This is a genomic window from Mycolicibacterium parafortuitum (genome assembly GCF_010725485.1).
Taxonomy (GTDB): domain Bacteria; phylum Actinomycetota; class Actinomycetes; order Mycobacteriales; family Mycobacteriaceae; genus Mycobacterium.
Genome location: NZ_AP022598.1, coordinates 5,368,549 through 5,382,399 on the forward strand (window position 1 = coordinate 5,368,549; position 13,851 = coordinate 5,382,399).

At 69.4% G+C, this 13,851-nt stretch carries 14 protein-coding genes; 5 read left to right on the forward strand and 9 right to left on the reverse strand.

Annotated elements, in window-relative coordinates; translation table 11 throughout:
• The first annotated feature begins 85 nt into the window (after positions 1–85).
• From NTM_RS25390 to NTM_RS25400, 3 genes are read left to right on the forward strand one after another with little or no spacing between them, the layout of a single operon-like run.
• Positions 86–862 carry a class I SAM-dependent methyltransferase gene (locus NTM_RS25390; RefSeq protein WP_104864661.1) on the forward strand — a complete coding sequence of 259 codons (777 nt, stop codon included), beginning with the start codon at positions 86–88 and terminating at the stop codon, positions 860–862.
• Positions 859–2,436 carry a 1,4-alpha-glucan branching protein domain-containing protein gene (locus NTM_RS25395; protein ID WP_163768848.1) on the forward strand — a complete coding sequence of 526 codons (1,578 nt, stop codon included), beginning with the start codon at positions 859–861 and terminating at the stop codon, positions 2,434–2,436. The genes NTM_RS25390 and NTM_RS25395 overlap by 4 nt, the downstream gene beginning before the upstream one ends.
• A 2-nt stretch (positions 2,437–2,438) precedes the next feature.
• On the forward strand, positions 2,439–3,665 hold the full coding sequence (locus tag NTM_RS25400) for a glycosyltransferase family 4 protein (RefSeq protein WP_170312032.1): 1,227 nt from the start codon (positions 2,439–2,441) through the stop codon (positions 3,663–3,665).
• Positions 3,666–3,789: 124 nt separating this feature from the next.
• Here NTM_RS25400 and NTM_RS25405 read toward each other — a convergent pair whose 3' ends face one another.
• The gene (locus NTM_RS25405; RefSeq protein WP_083141501.1) at positions 3,790–4,530 is read right to left on the reverse strand and encodes an acyltransferase; all 741 of its coding nucleotides are present in this window, start codon (positions 4,528–4,530) and stop codon (positions 3,790–3,792) included.
• Positions 4,531–4,645: 115 nt separating this feature from the next.
• Here NTM_RS25405 and NTM_RS25410 point away from each other — a divergent pair, with 115 nt between their 5' ends.
• Complete coding sequence (locus tag NTM_RS25410) at positions 4,646–5,935, forward strand: BamB-related PQQ repeat family beta-propellar protein (protein ID WP_163768852.1); 1,290 nt, start codon at positions 4,646–4,648, stop codon at positions 5,933–5,935.
• Between the two features lie 120 nt (positions 5,936–6,055).
• Positions 6,056–7,603 carry an alanine/glycine:cation symporter family protein gene (locus NTM_RS25415; protein ID WP_104864658.1) on the forward strand — a complete coding sequence of 516 codons (1,548 nt, stop codon included), beginning with the start codon at positions 6,056–6,058 and terminating at the stop codon, positions 7,601–7,603.
• Here the strand turns inward: NTM_RS25415 and NTM_RS25420 are convergent.
• From NTM_RS25420 to NTM_RS25450, 8 genes are all read right to left on the reverse strand, one after another.
• Positions 7,593–8,327, reverse strand: a complete 735-nt coding sequence (locus NTM_RS25420) for an esterase (RefSeq protein ID WP_104864657.1) — start codon at positions 8,325–8,327, stop codon at positions 7,593–7,595. The two genes, NTM_RS25415 and NTM_RS25420, sit on opposite strands and share 11 nt — an antisense overlap.
• Before the next feature lie 86 nt (positions 8,328–8,413).
• The gene (locus NTM_RS25425; protein WP_435405135.1) at positions 8,414–9,619 is read right to left on the reverse strand and encodes a class I SAM-dependent methyltransferase; all 1,206 of its coding nucleotides are present in this window, start codon (positions 9,617–9,619) and stop codon (positions 8,414–8,416) included.
• A complete protein-coding gene (locus NTM_RS25430) occupies positions 9,577–10,554 on the reverse strand; it encodes a class I SAM-dependent methyltransferase (protein WP_104864656.1) in 978 nt (325 codons plus the stop codon). Before NTM_RS25430 ends, NTM_RS25425 begins: the two co-directional genes overlap by 43 nt.
• A gap of 9 nt (positions 10,555–10,563) precedes the next feature.
• Positions 10,564–11,244, reverse strand: a complete 681-nt coding sequence (locus NTM_RS25435; RefSeq protein WP_232079837.1) for an enoyl-CoA hydratase — start codon at positions 11,242–11,244, stop codon at positions 10,564–10,566.
• Complete coding sequence (locus NTM_RS28910) at positions 11,241–12,092, reverse strand: NUDIX hydrolase (RefSeq protein WP_232079838.1); 852 nt, start codon at positions 12,090–12,092, stop codon at positions 11,241–11,243. Before NTM_RS28910 ends, NTM_RS25435 begins: the two co-directional genes overlap by 4 nt.
• Positions 12,089–12,964 (reverse strand): ABC transporter ATP-binding protein, encoded by an 876-nt coding sequence (locus NTM_RS25440; RefSeq protein WP_163768856.1) that lies wholly within the window; start codon positions 12,962–12,964, stop codon positions 12,089–12,091. Before NTM_RS25440 ends, NTM_RS28910 begins: the two co-directional genes overlap by 4 nt.
• On the reverse strand, positions 12,936–13,574 hold the full coding sequence (gene yczE, locus NTM_RS25445; RefSeq protein WP_435405136.1) for a membrane protein YczE: 639 nt from the start codon (positions 13,572–13,574) through the stop codon (positions 12,936–12,938). Before yczE ends, NTM_RS25440 begins: the two co-directional genes overlap by 29 nt.
• Before the next feature lie 65 nt (positions 13,575–13,639).
• The gene (locus tag NTM_RS25450; protein ID WP_161499479.1) at positions 13,640–13,801 is read right to left on the reverse strand and encodes a hypothetical protein; all 162 of its coding nucleotides are present in this window, start codon (positions 13,799–13,801) and stop codon (positions 13,640–13,642) included.
• Positions 13,802–13,851 lie beyond the last annotated feature (50 nt).

The following is a 13,851-nucleotide window of genomic DNA, read 5'->3' on the forward strand; positions in this document are numbered from 1 at the left end:
AAGTTTGCGATCTGTCGGCGCGGCGACCACAACGACGATGCGAAGAGTTCGCCTACGGTCGGTTACGGGTTAGCCTGCCTTTCTGATGAGCGCATCTGTGACCGACGGCGACCCGGGACTACCTCTCACCGGCGAACGAACCATCCCCGGCCTCGCCGAGGAGAATTACTGGTTCCGCCGCCACGAGGTGGTGTACCGACGACTGGTCGAGCGCTGCCGCGACCGCGACGTGCTGGAGGCCGGCAGCGGTGAGGGTTACGGCGCCGATCTGATCGCCGACGTGGCACGCACCGTGATCGGCCTGGACTACGACGAGAGCGCGGTCGCGCACGTGCGGGCCCGGTATCCGCGCGTCGATATGCGTCACGGCAACCTGGCCGAGCTCCCGCTACCGGACGGCGCGGTCGACGTCGTGGTCAACTTCCAGGTGATCGAGCATCTGTGGGATCAGGGCCAGTTCGTCACCGAGTGCGCCCGGGTGCTGCGTCCCGGCGGCACGCTGCTGATGTCGACCCCGAACCGCATCACCTTCTCCCCCGGGCGCGACACCCCGGTCAATCCGTTCCACACCCGCGAGCTCAACGCCGCGGAGCTGACCGAGCTGCTGGAGGCCGCGGGGTTCCGGATGGAGGCCATGCTCGGGGTGTACCACGGCCCCGCGCTCGCCGAGCTCGACGCGCGCCACGGCGGTTCGATCATCGACGCGCAGATCGCGCGCGCCCTGGCCGACGCCCCGTGGTCGGCCGAACTGCTCGCCGACGTGGAGTCGGTGACCATCGACCACTTCGACCTGGCCCCCGGGTCCGAGACCCGACCCATCGATGACAGCCTGGATCTGGTCGCGATCGCGGTGCGGCCGTGACCGATTCGACGACGGAGCCCGTCCCCGGGCTTTTCACGCTGGTCCTGCACACCCATCTGCCTTGGCTGGCCCATCACGGCCGCTGGCCGGTCGGTGAGGAGTGGCTCTACCAATCGTGGTCGGCGGCGTACCTGCCGCTGGTGCGGGTGCTGCGCACACTGGCCGCCGAGAACCGCCGACACCTGGTGACCCTCGGCGTCACACCGGTGGTCGCCGCCCAGCTCGACGACCCGTACTGCCTGCAGGGCATGCACCACTGGCTGGCGAACTGGCAGCTGCGGGCCTTGGAGGCGGCGTCCACCCGCACCGCGGAGCCGGGCGCCTCACCCGCGTCCGAACCGGACGCCCTGCGCCGCTTCGGAGCCCGCGAGTACGCCGAGGCCGAACGCGAGCTCGACGAGTTCGACACGCTGTGGCGCCACGGCGGCAGCCCGGTGTTCCGTGAGCTGCTCGACGGCGAGGTCATCGAGCTGCTGGGCGGCCCGCTGGCGCATCCGTTCCAGCCGTTGCTGAACCCTCGACTGCGGGAGTTCGCGTTGCGCGAGGGACTCGCCGACGCCGGGGCGCGGTTCGCCCACTCGCCCACCGGGATCTGGGCACCCGAATGCGCGTACGCCCCCGGCATGGAGTCCGGATATGCCGCCGCGGGTGTCAGCCACTTCATGGTCGACGGGCCGTCCCTGCGCGGCGACACCTCGCTGGGCCGCCCGGTCGGCGACTCCGATGTGGTCGCGTTCGGCCGGGATCTTCAGGTCAGCTACCGCGTATGGTCGCCGAAGTCCGGCTATCCGGGTCACGCGGCGTACCGCGACTTCCACACCTACGACCACGCCACCGGCCTCAAGCCCGCGCGGGTTACCGGTCGCAGCGTGCCCTCGGATGCCAAGGCGCCGTACGACTTCGACCGCGCATCGGCCGCCGTCGACGTCCATGTCGCCGATTTCGTCGAGACGGTGCGCGACCGGTTGACGGCCGAGAGTGCCCGCATCGGGCGTCCCGCGCACGTGGTCGCCGCGTTCGACACCGAGCTGTTCGGCCACTGGTGGTACGAGGGTCCGCTGTGGCTGGAGCGGGTGCTGCGGGCGCTGCCCGCCGCCGGGGTGCGGGTCGGCACGCTCGCGGATGCGATCACCGCGGGCTACGTCGGCGCACCGGTCGAATTGCCGCCCAGCAGTTGGGGTTCCGGCAAGGACTGGCAGGTCTGGTCCGGCGAGAAGGTTGCCGACCTGGTGCAGCTCAACAACGAGGTCGTCGACACCGCATTGAGCACCGTCGACAAGGCGCTCGTCCACCGGTCGTCGCTGGATGCGCCGACGCCAAGGGATTTCGTCGCCGACCAGATCCTGCGCGAGACCCTGTTGACGGTGTCCAGCGACTGGCCGTTCATGGTCAGCAAGGACTCCGCGGCCGATTACGCGCGCTACCGCGCGCACCTGCACGCGCATGCGACGCGGGAGATCTCGGCGGCGCTGGCGGCGGGGCGCCGCGATCAGGCCCAGCGGCTCGCCGAGGGCTGGAACCGCGCCGACGGGCTGTTTGGCGCGCTCGACGCACGGAGGCTGCCCAGCCCATGAAGATGAAGATCCTGCTGGTCTCGTGGGAGTACCCGCCGGTGGTGATCGGCGGCCTCGGACGCCACGTGCACCACCTGGCCACCGAGCTGGTCAATGCCGGCCACGAGGTTGTCGTGCTCAGCCGCCGCCCGACGGGCACCGACCCGCAGAGCCACCCGACGACCGACGAGGTCTGCGAGGGCGTGCGGGTGATCGCGGCCGCCGAGGACCCGCACGAGTTCGCCTTCGGCACCGACATGATGGCCTGGGTGCTGGCGATGGGACACGCGATGATCCGCGCCGGCTTCGCGCTCGGTGACTGGCGTCCCGACATCGTGCACGCCCACGACTGGCTGGTCGCCCACCCGGCGGTGGCGCTGGCCCAGTTCTTCGACGTGCCATTGGTTTCGACGATCCACGCGACGGAGGCCGGCAGGCACTCCGGCTGGGTGTCCGGTCCGGTGAGCCGTCAGGTCCACGCGCTGGAGTCCTGGCTGGTGCGCGACTCGGACTCGTTGATCACCTGCTCGGCGTCGATGAGCGACGAAATCACCACGCTGTTCGGCCCGGAACTGGCGGACATCTCGGTGATCCCGAACGGCATCGACACCGACGGCTGGCCGTTCGCGCCGCGGCGGCCCCACCCCGGGCCCGCCGAGCTGCTGTATTTCGGCCGCCTGGAGTACGAGAAGGGCGTGCACGACGCGATCGCGGCACTGCCCAAGGTGCGCCGCACCCACCCCGGCACCACGCTGACCATCGCCGGCGACGGCACCCAGCTGGATTTCCTCACCGAGCAGGCCCGTAAGCACAAAGTGGTCAAGGCGACCAATTTCGTTGGCCGCGTGGATCATCAGGAGCTGCTGCGTCTCCTCCATCAGGCCGACGTCGCCGTACTGCCGTCGCACTACGAACCGTTCGGCATCGTCGCTCTCGAAGCCGCCGCAGCAGGCACACCACTGGTCACCTCGACGGCCGGTGGGCTCGGCGAAGCGGTGATCGACGGTGTGACGGGGATGTCCTATCCGCCGGGTGACGTCCCCGCGCTGGCCGCCGCGATCCGCGCGGTGCTCGATTCGCCGGAGGCCGCACAGGACCGCGCGGCCGCGGCACGGGCCCGGCTGACCTCTGATTTCGCGTGGCACACCGTGGCCGCAGAGACCGAGCAGGTGTATCTGGCGGCCAAGCGGGCGGTGCGCCGGCCGCAGTCGAGGCGCCCGATCGTGGAGCGCCCTCTGCCGGGCCGATGAGCGCTTGCGCGAAGAGGAAACGACCGCCGATGAGCGCTTGCGCGAAGAGGAAACGACCGCCGATGAGCGCTTGCGCGAAGAGGAAACAGCGGCGAGCGCTTGATCTTCGCGCCGTCGACAGCGGTTACTTCTGAGCGGCCTTCTTACGCTCGATGTCGGCGAGCGCGGCGGCCAGTTCGGCCCGCTCGGCCGCCGAGGTCTCCCAGGACAGCTTGCGGTTCTTGACCACCTTGGCCGGGGCGCCGACGGCGATCGAGAAGTCCGGGATGTCACCGCGCACCACGGCGTGAGAGCCGAGCACGCAGCCGCGCCCGATGGTGGTGTTGCGCAGCACGCTGACCTTGACCCCGACCCAGGTGTCGGGTCCGATACGGACCGGGCCCTTGACGATGCCCTGGTCCTTGATGGGCAGTTCGATGCTGTCCATCTTGTGGTCGAAGTCGCAGATGTAGCACCAGTCGGCCATCAGCACCGAGTCGCCGAGTTCGATGTCCAAATAGGTGTTGATGACGTTGTCGCGGCCGAGCACCACCTTGTCGCCGATGCGCAGTGACCCCTCGTGGCAGCGGATGGTGTTCTTGTCGCCGATGTGCACCCAGCGCCCGATCTCCATCTGCGCCAGCTCCGGGGTCGACTGGATCTCGACATCCTTGCCGAGGAACACCATGCCCCTGGTGATGATGTGCGGGTTGGTCAGCTTGAACTTCAGCAGCCGCCAGTACCGCACCAGGTACCACGGGGTGTAGGCACGGTTGGCGATCACCCATCTCAGCGATGCCGCGGTGAGGAACTTGGCCTGACGTGGATCCCGCAAGCGCGACCCCCGCCAGCGTTTGTGCAGCGGTGCACCCCACATCGTCGTCATGGCCGAAGAGCCTACGCGCCCGGCCGGGACATCCCGGGCCCCGGCTTCCGGCCTCGGCCGGACCCACCGGTTACCCTCACGGGGGCTCGACGTCGACGTGCTGAGAAGGGATCCCGTGCTCCGGCGAATCATCGTGGTGGCTTGGACGGCATTGCTCGCCGTCGTGCTCGCCGGCTGCGGCAACACCGATTCCTGGGTGCTGGCCCGCGCGGCGACCGGCTGGTCGGCGCAGTACCACGACGCCGCCAACAGCAGCTTCTCCCCCGTCGAAGGGGCTGAGGCGCTGCAGCTGGACTGGGGCCGCTCGGTGAAGGGCAGCCTGGCAGCGCAGGTGGCGCTCGGCTCGGGCAACTATCTGGCCGTCAACGGCCAGACCGAGGGCGGCTGCTCGCTGATGGTCTGGGAGGTCGACAACCGCGGCAGGCAGCGCTGGTGCACCCGGCTGGTGCAGGGCGGCGGCATCGCGAGCCCGTTGTTCGACGGCTTCGACAACCTCTACATCGGCCAGCCCGGGCTGTTGCAGTCGTTCCCCCCGACCCAGTGGGTGCGGTGGCGCCGACCGGTCATCGGCCTGCCGTTGACCGCGCGGATGGTGGCGCCGGGCCAGCTCCTGTCCGTGACGCATCTGGGCCAGGTGCTGGTCTTCGACGCGCACCGGGGCACTGTGTCCGGCACCTCCCTCGACCTGGTCGACGGAGTGGATCCGCGGGATTCCGAGCGCGGTCTGGCCGACTGCCGGCTGGCCCGCCCGGAGTGCCCGGTGGCGGCGGCGCCGGCGTTCTCCGAAGCCACCGGCATGATCGTGATGTCGTTGTGGGAACCCGGCGCCGAGAAGCCGGTGTTGGTCGGTCTGCGCTACCAGCAGGGCCAGACCCCTCTGTTGACCCGCGAGTGGACCAGCGACGCAGTCGGTGGTGGCCCGCTGGCCAGCCCCGTGATGTCGGCCGACGGGTCGACGGTGTACGTCAACGGCCGCGACGAACGCCTGTGGGCCATCGACGCCGCCGACGGCAGCGAGAAGTGGTCGGTGCCGCTGGACTATCTGGCCCAGACCCCACCGTCGGTGACACCCGACGGGCTGATCATCGCCGGTGGCGGGCCTGGTTCCCGGCTGACCGCGATCCGCGACACCGCGTCCGGCGGCGAGGAGGTGTGGACCCGCGAGGACACCACCCCGCTGACGACGTCCAGCCTGGCCGGCCTCGGCTACACGGTGATACCGGACGGTGAGGGCGAGTCTGCGGGTCTGGCCCTGCGGATCTTCACCCTCGGTGACGGCAACCCCGTCAATACCTACCGGCTTCCCAACGCCAGCGGCTGGCCGGTGGGCGTCTCGGTCGGGCACGACCGGCGCGTCGTCGTGGCCACCTCCGACGGACAGGTCTACGGGTTCGACCCGGCGTGACCGTTTGATGCCCGGGTAACTAACGACCAATTCACCTGAGGGCAACACGTTCCGGCGCCGTTCCTGCGAGCATGGGGACGCGGGGATCGCCGGAAAAATCGACGAAGAGGGGTCGTTTAAGTGTCAGAATTCCTGGACACCGTCAACAGCTACGTATGGAGCAACGCGCTCGTCTATCTGTGTCTGGCCACCGGAATCTACTTCTCCATCCGCAGCAGACTGGTCCAAGTCAGACAGATCCCCGAGATGATCCGTCTGATGATGCGGGGCGAGAAGTCCCCGTCGGGGGTGTCCAGCTTCCAGGCGCTGACCATGTCGCTGGCCGGACGCGTGGGCACCGGCAACATCGCCGGCGTCGCGACCGCCATCGCGTTCGGCGGTCCGGGGGCGCTGTTCTGGATGTGGATGATGGCGTTCCTCGGCGCCTCCACGTCGTTCGTGGAGTGCACGCTGGGCCAGATCTACAAGACGCGTGACCGACTCACCGGCGAGTACCGCGGCGGACCGGCCTACTACTTCAGCAAGGCGTTCGAGCACACCGCGGCGCGGCCGTTCTTCAAGCTGTACGGCCTGCTGTTCGCCGCCGTGACGATCCTGGCGTGCGGTCTGCTGCTGCCGAGCGTGCAATCGAACTCGATGGCCTCGGCGATGAACTCGGCATGGGGCTTCTCGAAGTGGTGGGTCGCCGTCGGCACCGTGATCGTGCTCGGCTTCGTGATCATCGGCGGAGTGAAGCGCATCGCGGCGTTCGCGTCGATCGTGGTGCCGTTCATGGCCGTCGTCTACATCGTGCTCGCGCTGATCATCGTCGTGGTCAACATCGACGCGCTGCCCGGGGTGATCCAGCTGGTCTTCTCCAGCGCGTTCGGTCTGGACTCCACGTTCGGCGCGATCCTCGGTTCCGCGGTGATGTGGGGCGTCAAGCGAGGCGTCTACTCCAATGAGGCGGGTCAGGGCACCGGACCGCACGCGGCCGCGGCCGCCGAGGTGTCACACCCCGCCAAGCAGGGCCTTGTGCAGGCGTTCGCGGTGTATGTCGACACGCTGTTCATCTGCTCGGCCACCGGCTTCCTGATCCTGTCGACCGGCGCCTACCGGGTGTTCGAGGGTGAGAGCGAGTCGGGGGCGGTGCTGTCGGACGGCGGACTGCTCGCGACCACCGTCGAGGTCGGTCCCGCCTACGCTCAGGCGGGCTTCGACAGCCTCTGGAACGGCGCCGGATCGACGTTCATCGCGGTGTCGCTGGCATTCTTCTGCTTCACCACGATCGTCGCGTACTACTACATGGCCGAGACAAACCTGCGGTTCATGCTCGGACGCTTCGCCACCATCGATGTCCGATTCCTGCCCGGAACGATCGGCGCGACCATGACCATGCTGCTGCAGGCACTGATCCTGGTGTCGGTCGTGATGGGGTGTGTCTCGACCGCGACCGAGGCGTGGGTGCTCGGCGACATCGGTGTCGGGCTGATGGCCTGGCTGAACATCATCGGGATCCTGATCCTGCAGAAACCCGCCTACAAGGCGCTGTGGGACTACGAGAAACAGAAGAAGGCCGGCCTGGACCCGGTGTTCGATCCGGTGGCGCTCGGGATCAAGAACGCGAAGTTCTGGGAGAACTACGACCCGAAGGCCTCCCACGAACTGCAGCCGTCGGCTACGGGGTGACGCGCGGCGGCTCCAGCGCCAGCGTCGACGCGATCGCCTGGCGCGGGACCGTCGCCTGCAGCGCGCCTCCGGCTCCGGGCATGATCTCACCCTGACCGAAGTAGAAGATCACCGCGTCGTCGGTGATGGCGAACTCGGTGTACTTGGCCGGGTCGAGCCCGTCGGACGGTGAGATCGGCGCGTCGACGCCGAGCTGGCGCGAGATCTCCGACTGCACGATCGGGAAGATCTCCGTCAGCGGCTCGGTGCCGGGCTTGAACAGCGTGTCGAATGTGATCGGCGCGCTCTTGGTGACGTCCCAGTTGAAGGATTTGAACCAGGTCTGCGGGTGCGCGCCGCCGACGTTCTCGTACATCTCGAAGACGACGCTGCGGGTGCCGGCGTCGTCGGGGCCGGTGCGGTAGCCGGTGCCGCGGCCGTCGAGCACGTAGGGCAGGTTCCAGGAGCCCGGCATTCCCGAGACGTTGATGAAGCCGTCCCGGGTCTGGGTCAGGTAGTCGGTCAGCGCCTGCTGGTCCGGATAGTCGGCGGGGAAGGTGTAATCCAGCCGATAGGTCGGGTTCTCGACGTGCACGCGACACATGTCGTCGGCGTCGACGGTGCCCCCGAGCTCACCGCACGCCGATACGGTGGCGGCGGCCGTCGGCTGGGCGACGGCCGCCGGGGCGACCATCAGGTTCGCCGAGACGGCGGCAGCCGTCAGGGCAGCAGCGAGAATGCGCATCGTCGACGTCCTCAGGAATCAGGGGCTACGTAGGAAAGTTCGGCGTCGGTGTCGATGCCGTTACCGCCCCAGGGTACGGGATGAATTCAACGTGACGGACGACATAGGAATGCCGTTGCCCGGCTTGCCGCTCCGGCGCCGAGCCGGGTGATGACCATGGTCAGTGCGGTGGCGCCACGCGGCCGCAGCCGGGTGCGCAGCGCGTCGGGGTCGACGTCGACGCCGCGCACGAGGATCTCCAGCGCCCCGACGTCGCGCGCCGAAAGTTCCTGGCGCAGGACGCGTTCGCTGAACGGCACCTGATCGAGCACCTCGAAACCGCGCACCCCGTCGGGCACTGCGTCCCCGGACAGGTAGGCGATGTCGGGATCGAGCTGCCACAGGCCGTGCCTGGCGGCGTAGTGGCGCACCAGCCCGGCGCGCACGACCGCGCCGTCGGGGTCGACGATCCATCGGCCGGCCGGCGCGACCGCGCACTCCTGCGGGTCGGCGTCGGTGAGTTGCTCACCGGTGTCGAGCACGGTCGCGCGCCGGTGCACTCCCCCGCCGGCCAGCCCCGGCGACCACAGGCAGGCCTCCCTGACGCTGCCGCCGGCCGAGGTCACCTCGATCTCGCCGGTGAATCCGAGCTGTGCCAGGACGGCGAAATCGATTCCAGGAGCACATTTCACGGCGTACTCGCGATCACTGAGCGCATCGAGGAGGGCGTCGAGCGGCGGAGCGTAGGAGCGGGGGTCGAACCGGCGCCGCGCACCGGTGCGGCGGGCCGGATCCACGACGACGACGGCGTCTCTTGTGATGGGCCGCAATGCATCCGCCCGCAACAGTGCGACGTCCGGCCCGAGGTTGTACCGGGCCATCGCGACGCGCACCGGGTCGATGTCGCTTCCGAGCACGATCGCCGCATGGTCACGCAGTACCGCCAATTCGCTGCCGATCGAGCAGGTCGCGTCGTGCACTGTGGCACCGGCGAGTCGCCGGGCGCGATGCTCGGCGACGGGGGCGGCGGTGGCCTGCTGCAGCGCCTCGTCGGTGAACAACCACCGCGGGGCGTCGGCGAACTTCGCGGCCGCCTTGCGGCGCAGCCGCACCGTCTCCACGAGCACCGCGGTGCGATTCCCGAAATCCTTTCTCGCCGAGGCGATATCGGACACCAGGGAAGTGTCTGTCAGGGCATACCGCGCGACCTCGGCCAACGCCAGACATCCGGCGTCGCTGCGCAGGTACCGCACATCGTCGAGGCCGAACGCTACGACGGCTTGACCCCCGTGATCATCACGTTGTAGAACCAGCCCTTCGGCACGACCCGGCGCCAGACGTTGGCGTCGACCCAGGACAGGGTGGTCCAGCTGTTGAACGCGAATTTCGCCCAGCCCCAACCCAATCGGCCCGGCGGCACGGCGGCCTCGAACGTGCGGACCGGCCAGCCGAGCATCGCGGCGGTGAATTCCTCGCTGGCGGTGCGCACTTCGACGGCACCGGCATTGGTCGCCATCCGCTCCAGATCGGCGGGGTCGAACGTGTGCAGGTCGACGACGGCCTCCAGCGCCGCGGCGCGCGAGGACTCGTCGAGCTCCTCCTGCGGGCGGCGCCACCCGGCCAGCATCGGCAGCTTCGTCACGTTGGTCGCGATGTGCCAGGTCAGCGTCGACAGCTCGCGGGCGTAGCGGTTGCCGACAGTCGTCGGCTCGCCGGCGAACACGAAGCGCCCGCCCGGCTTGAGCACCCGCACGACCTCGCGCAGCGACAGCTCCACGTCGGGGATGTGGTGCAGCACCGCATGCCCGACCACCAGATCGAACGTGTTGTCCTCGTACGGGATGCCCTCGGCGTCGGCGACCCGGCCGTCGATGTCGAGTCCGAGCGACTGGCCGTTGCGGGTGGCGACCTTGACCATGCCGGGCGACAGATCGGTGACCGACCCGCGCCGGGCGACGCCGGCCTGGATCAGATTGAGCAGGAAGAACCCGGTGCCGCAGCCGAGCTCGAGGGCACGGTCGTAGGGCAGCTCGCGCTGCACGTCCTCGGGGACCGCGGCGTCGAAACGGCCGCGGGCGTAGTCCACGCAGCGCTGGTCGTAGGAGATCGACCACTTCTCGTCGTAGGTCTCGGCCTCCCAGTCGTGATAGAGCACCTGGGCGAGCTTGGTGTCGTGCATCGCGGCTTCGACCTGCTCCTTGGTCGCGCGAGGTTGCGGCGCGGGATCGGTGACATCTGAAGTCGTCATCAGGGCAGCCTAACGCCCGTCCCGTGGCCCGGAGAACGATGCCTTCGCCGCGGCCAGCACGTCGGCCGGATAGTCGGTGAAACGGCTCGCCCAGGTGTGCGCCGCGTCGTAGACGGTGTCGGGGGCCACCATCTCGTCGATCAGGCCGACGTCGTGGGCTTCTCTGGCGTCCACGAACCGCCCGCTGAACACCAGATCCTTGGCCTTGCTGGAGCCGATCGCGTCGGCCAGCCGCGCGGCGCCGTCGCCGGCGGGCGCCAGCCCGGCCAGGATCTCGGTGGCGCCGAACTTCACGTTGTCGCCGCTGACCCGCCAGTCACACGCCAGCGCCAGCGTGAGGCCGGCCCCCAGCGCGTACCCGGTGATCGCCGCGACGGTCGGCTTGGGCAGCGCGGCCACCGCGGCGACGGCCCGCGCGCACACCGCGTCGGCGGCTTCGGCTTCGGCGCGGTTCAGCGTCTGCAGCTCGGGCAGGTCCTCCCCGGCGGAGAAGATCTCGTGGCCGCCGAACACGATGACCGCGGACACGTCGTCGCGTTCGGCCAGCTCGGCGACGGCCTCGGTGATCTCCCGGTACACCTGCCGGGTCAGCGCGTTGCGGGGCGGCCGTGACAGCAGCAGGGTCGCGATGCGGCCGTGCCCGGGTTCGGCGGCTTCCTCAGGAATGATGACGGCGACGAATTCCCTCACGCCAGCGGTGCCCCGTCGGTGTAGCCCTGGGGTGAGCGTCGGTTGCGGGCGGCGTTGTAGCGGTCGCTGTCGAAGAACTCGATCTCCCAGTTGCCGCCCCGCTTCGCCGACAGGGACGGCTCGACCGCGACGATCTTGCGTTCCACGGCGAGCACCTCGGCCACGGTGCGGCCGTTGAGCGCGTCGAGCTGCGTCCATGTGGGCGGCAGCAGGAAACTGCGCCCCTCGGCGAAGTCGTCGAGGGCGGCCTGCGGGGTCACCCACCCGGCTTTGTCGGTCTCGGTGTTGTCACCGTCGGCACGTTGCCCCTTCGGAAGCGCCCCGACGAAGAAGTAGGTGTCGTAGCGGCGGGTGCGCTCCTCCTTCGGGGTCACCCAGTTGGCCCACGGCCGCAACAGATCCGCGCGCAGCACCAGGTTCTCCGAACGCAGGAATTCGCCGAAGGACAAGGACTTGTTCTCCAGCGCGGCCCGCTGCTCGCGGTACACCGAGGCGTCGTCGACCAGCAGGTCCGGATCGTCGGCGGCGCCGGCGAACAGCACACCGGACTCCTCGAACGTCTCCCGCGCCGCCGCACAGACCAGCGCCTCGGCGAGTTCGGGATCCACCCCGAGCCGCTCGGCCCACCACTGCCGGTCGGGTCCGTGCCAGGCCACGTCGGCGTTGCGGTCGCGGTCGTCGACCCCGCCGCCGGGGAACACCATCACGCCGGCGACGAAGTCCATCGCCGAATGCCTGCGCATCAGGAAGATCTTGATGCCCTCGGGGGTGTCGCGCACCAGCATCACCGTCGCCGCGGGCCGCGGCACCAGCGGATCCGGCGCGCTCTCGGTCTTCAGTTCGCTCATTGCCGCCTCCTGTGCGCCGCACGGCTACGGACCCGCCGCGCGAAATAGCGTCCGTCGATCACGTCCAGCGCGATCGACTGCCCGAACGCGGTGGACAGGTTCTCCGCCGTCAGCACGTCGCCGAGCAGACCGGAGGCGACCACCGCACCCTCGGACAGGATCAGGCAGTGCGAGAACCCCGGCGGGATCTCCTCGACGTGATGAGTGACCAGCACCAGGGCCGGCGCGTCGGGGTCGGCGGCCAGATCGCTCATCCGCGCGACGAGTTCCTCGCGCCCGCCGAGGTCGAGTCCGGCCGCCGGCTCGTCGAGCAGCAGCAGTTCCGGGTCGGTCATCAGGGCACGCGCGATCAGCACCCGCTTGCGCTCGCCCTCGCTCAGCGTGCCGTAGGTGCGCTCGGCGAGATGCTCGGCGCCGACGCTCTCCAGCATGTCGACGGCCCGCTCGTAGTCGACGTCGTCGTAGGTCTCCCGCCACCGTCCCAGGACCGAGTAACCGGCGGACACCACGAGATCGCGCACGGTCTCGTCGTCGGGGATGCGCTGGGCCAGCGCGGCACTGCTGAGCCCCACCCGGGACCGCAGCTCGGACATGTCGACCCGGCCCAGCCGCTCGCCGAGCACGTACGCCGTGCCCGACGACGGGTGCTCCATCGCCGCGGCCATGCGCAGCAGCGATGTCTTGCCCGCACCGTTGGGGCCGATCACCACCCACCGCTCGTCGAGCTCGACAGCCCAGGTCACCGGCCCGACCAGGACCCGGCCGTTGCGGCGCAGGGTGACTTCGGCGAAGTCGATCAGTAGGTCAGGATCTGCTGCGTCTACTTCCTCGACAGGCACCCGCTCATCGTAGACAGCCCGTGTCGGCCTCATCCGCCGGTGACACCGATCCCGCCGGCAGCGCGGCCGGCGCGCCCGTGTCACGCTGCGCGGTGTCCACCGGAGCCCAACCGCTCGCGGCCAGCAGCCGCCGCGGCGTCAGGCGCACGAACAGCTGCACCAGCGGTCCGATGCCGAACGCGTAGACCACGGTGCCGACGCCCACCGTGCCGCCGAGCAGCCAGCCCGCGGTCAGCACGGTGACCTCGATCGTGGTGCGAACCAGACGAACCGAGCGTCCGGTGCGGACCACCAGCCCGGTCATCAGACCGTCACGCGGTCCCGGGCCCATCCCGGCGCCGATGTAGAGCACGGTGCTGAACGCGTTGAGCACCACCGCCGAGGTCATCAGCGCGATCCGGATCGGCAGGCTCGCCGGCGCCGGGAGAATCCAGAGTGCGGCGTCGACCGTCACCGCGATGACGATGACGTTGGCGACGGTGCCGATGCCGGGCCGGTTGCGCAGCGGGATCCAGGCGAGCAGGACGGCGACGCCGACCACCGCCGACGCCGCCCCGATACTCATGCCGGTGCGCAGCGCCAGTCCCTGGTGGAACACGTCCCACGGGTCCAGTCCCAGCCCGGCGCGGACCATCATGGCCATCGAGACGCCGTAGCCGCACAGTCCGGTCAGCAGCGCGGCGCCGCGCAGGGTGCCCGCGCCGAGCCTCACGAGTGATCCGGGAAGTGCATCCGGATGGCGTCGAGTTCACTGCGGATCCGGCGGGCATCGGAATCGCGTTCGTCGATGGCACTGCCCATCGACGGTAGGTAGTAGAGATCGGCCAGCCGCCGGCCCAGTCGAGATATCCAGTGCGTCATAGTGGCCATGATCCGATCGAAGTGGCTTGCCTATCAATAGCCAGTTGGGCAATACTGGC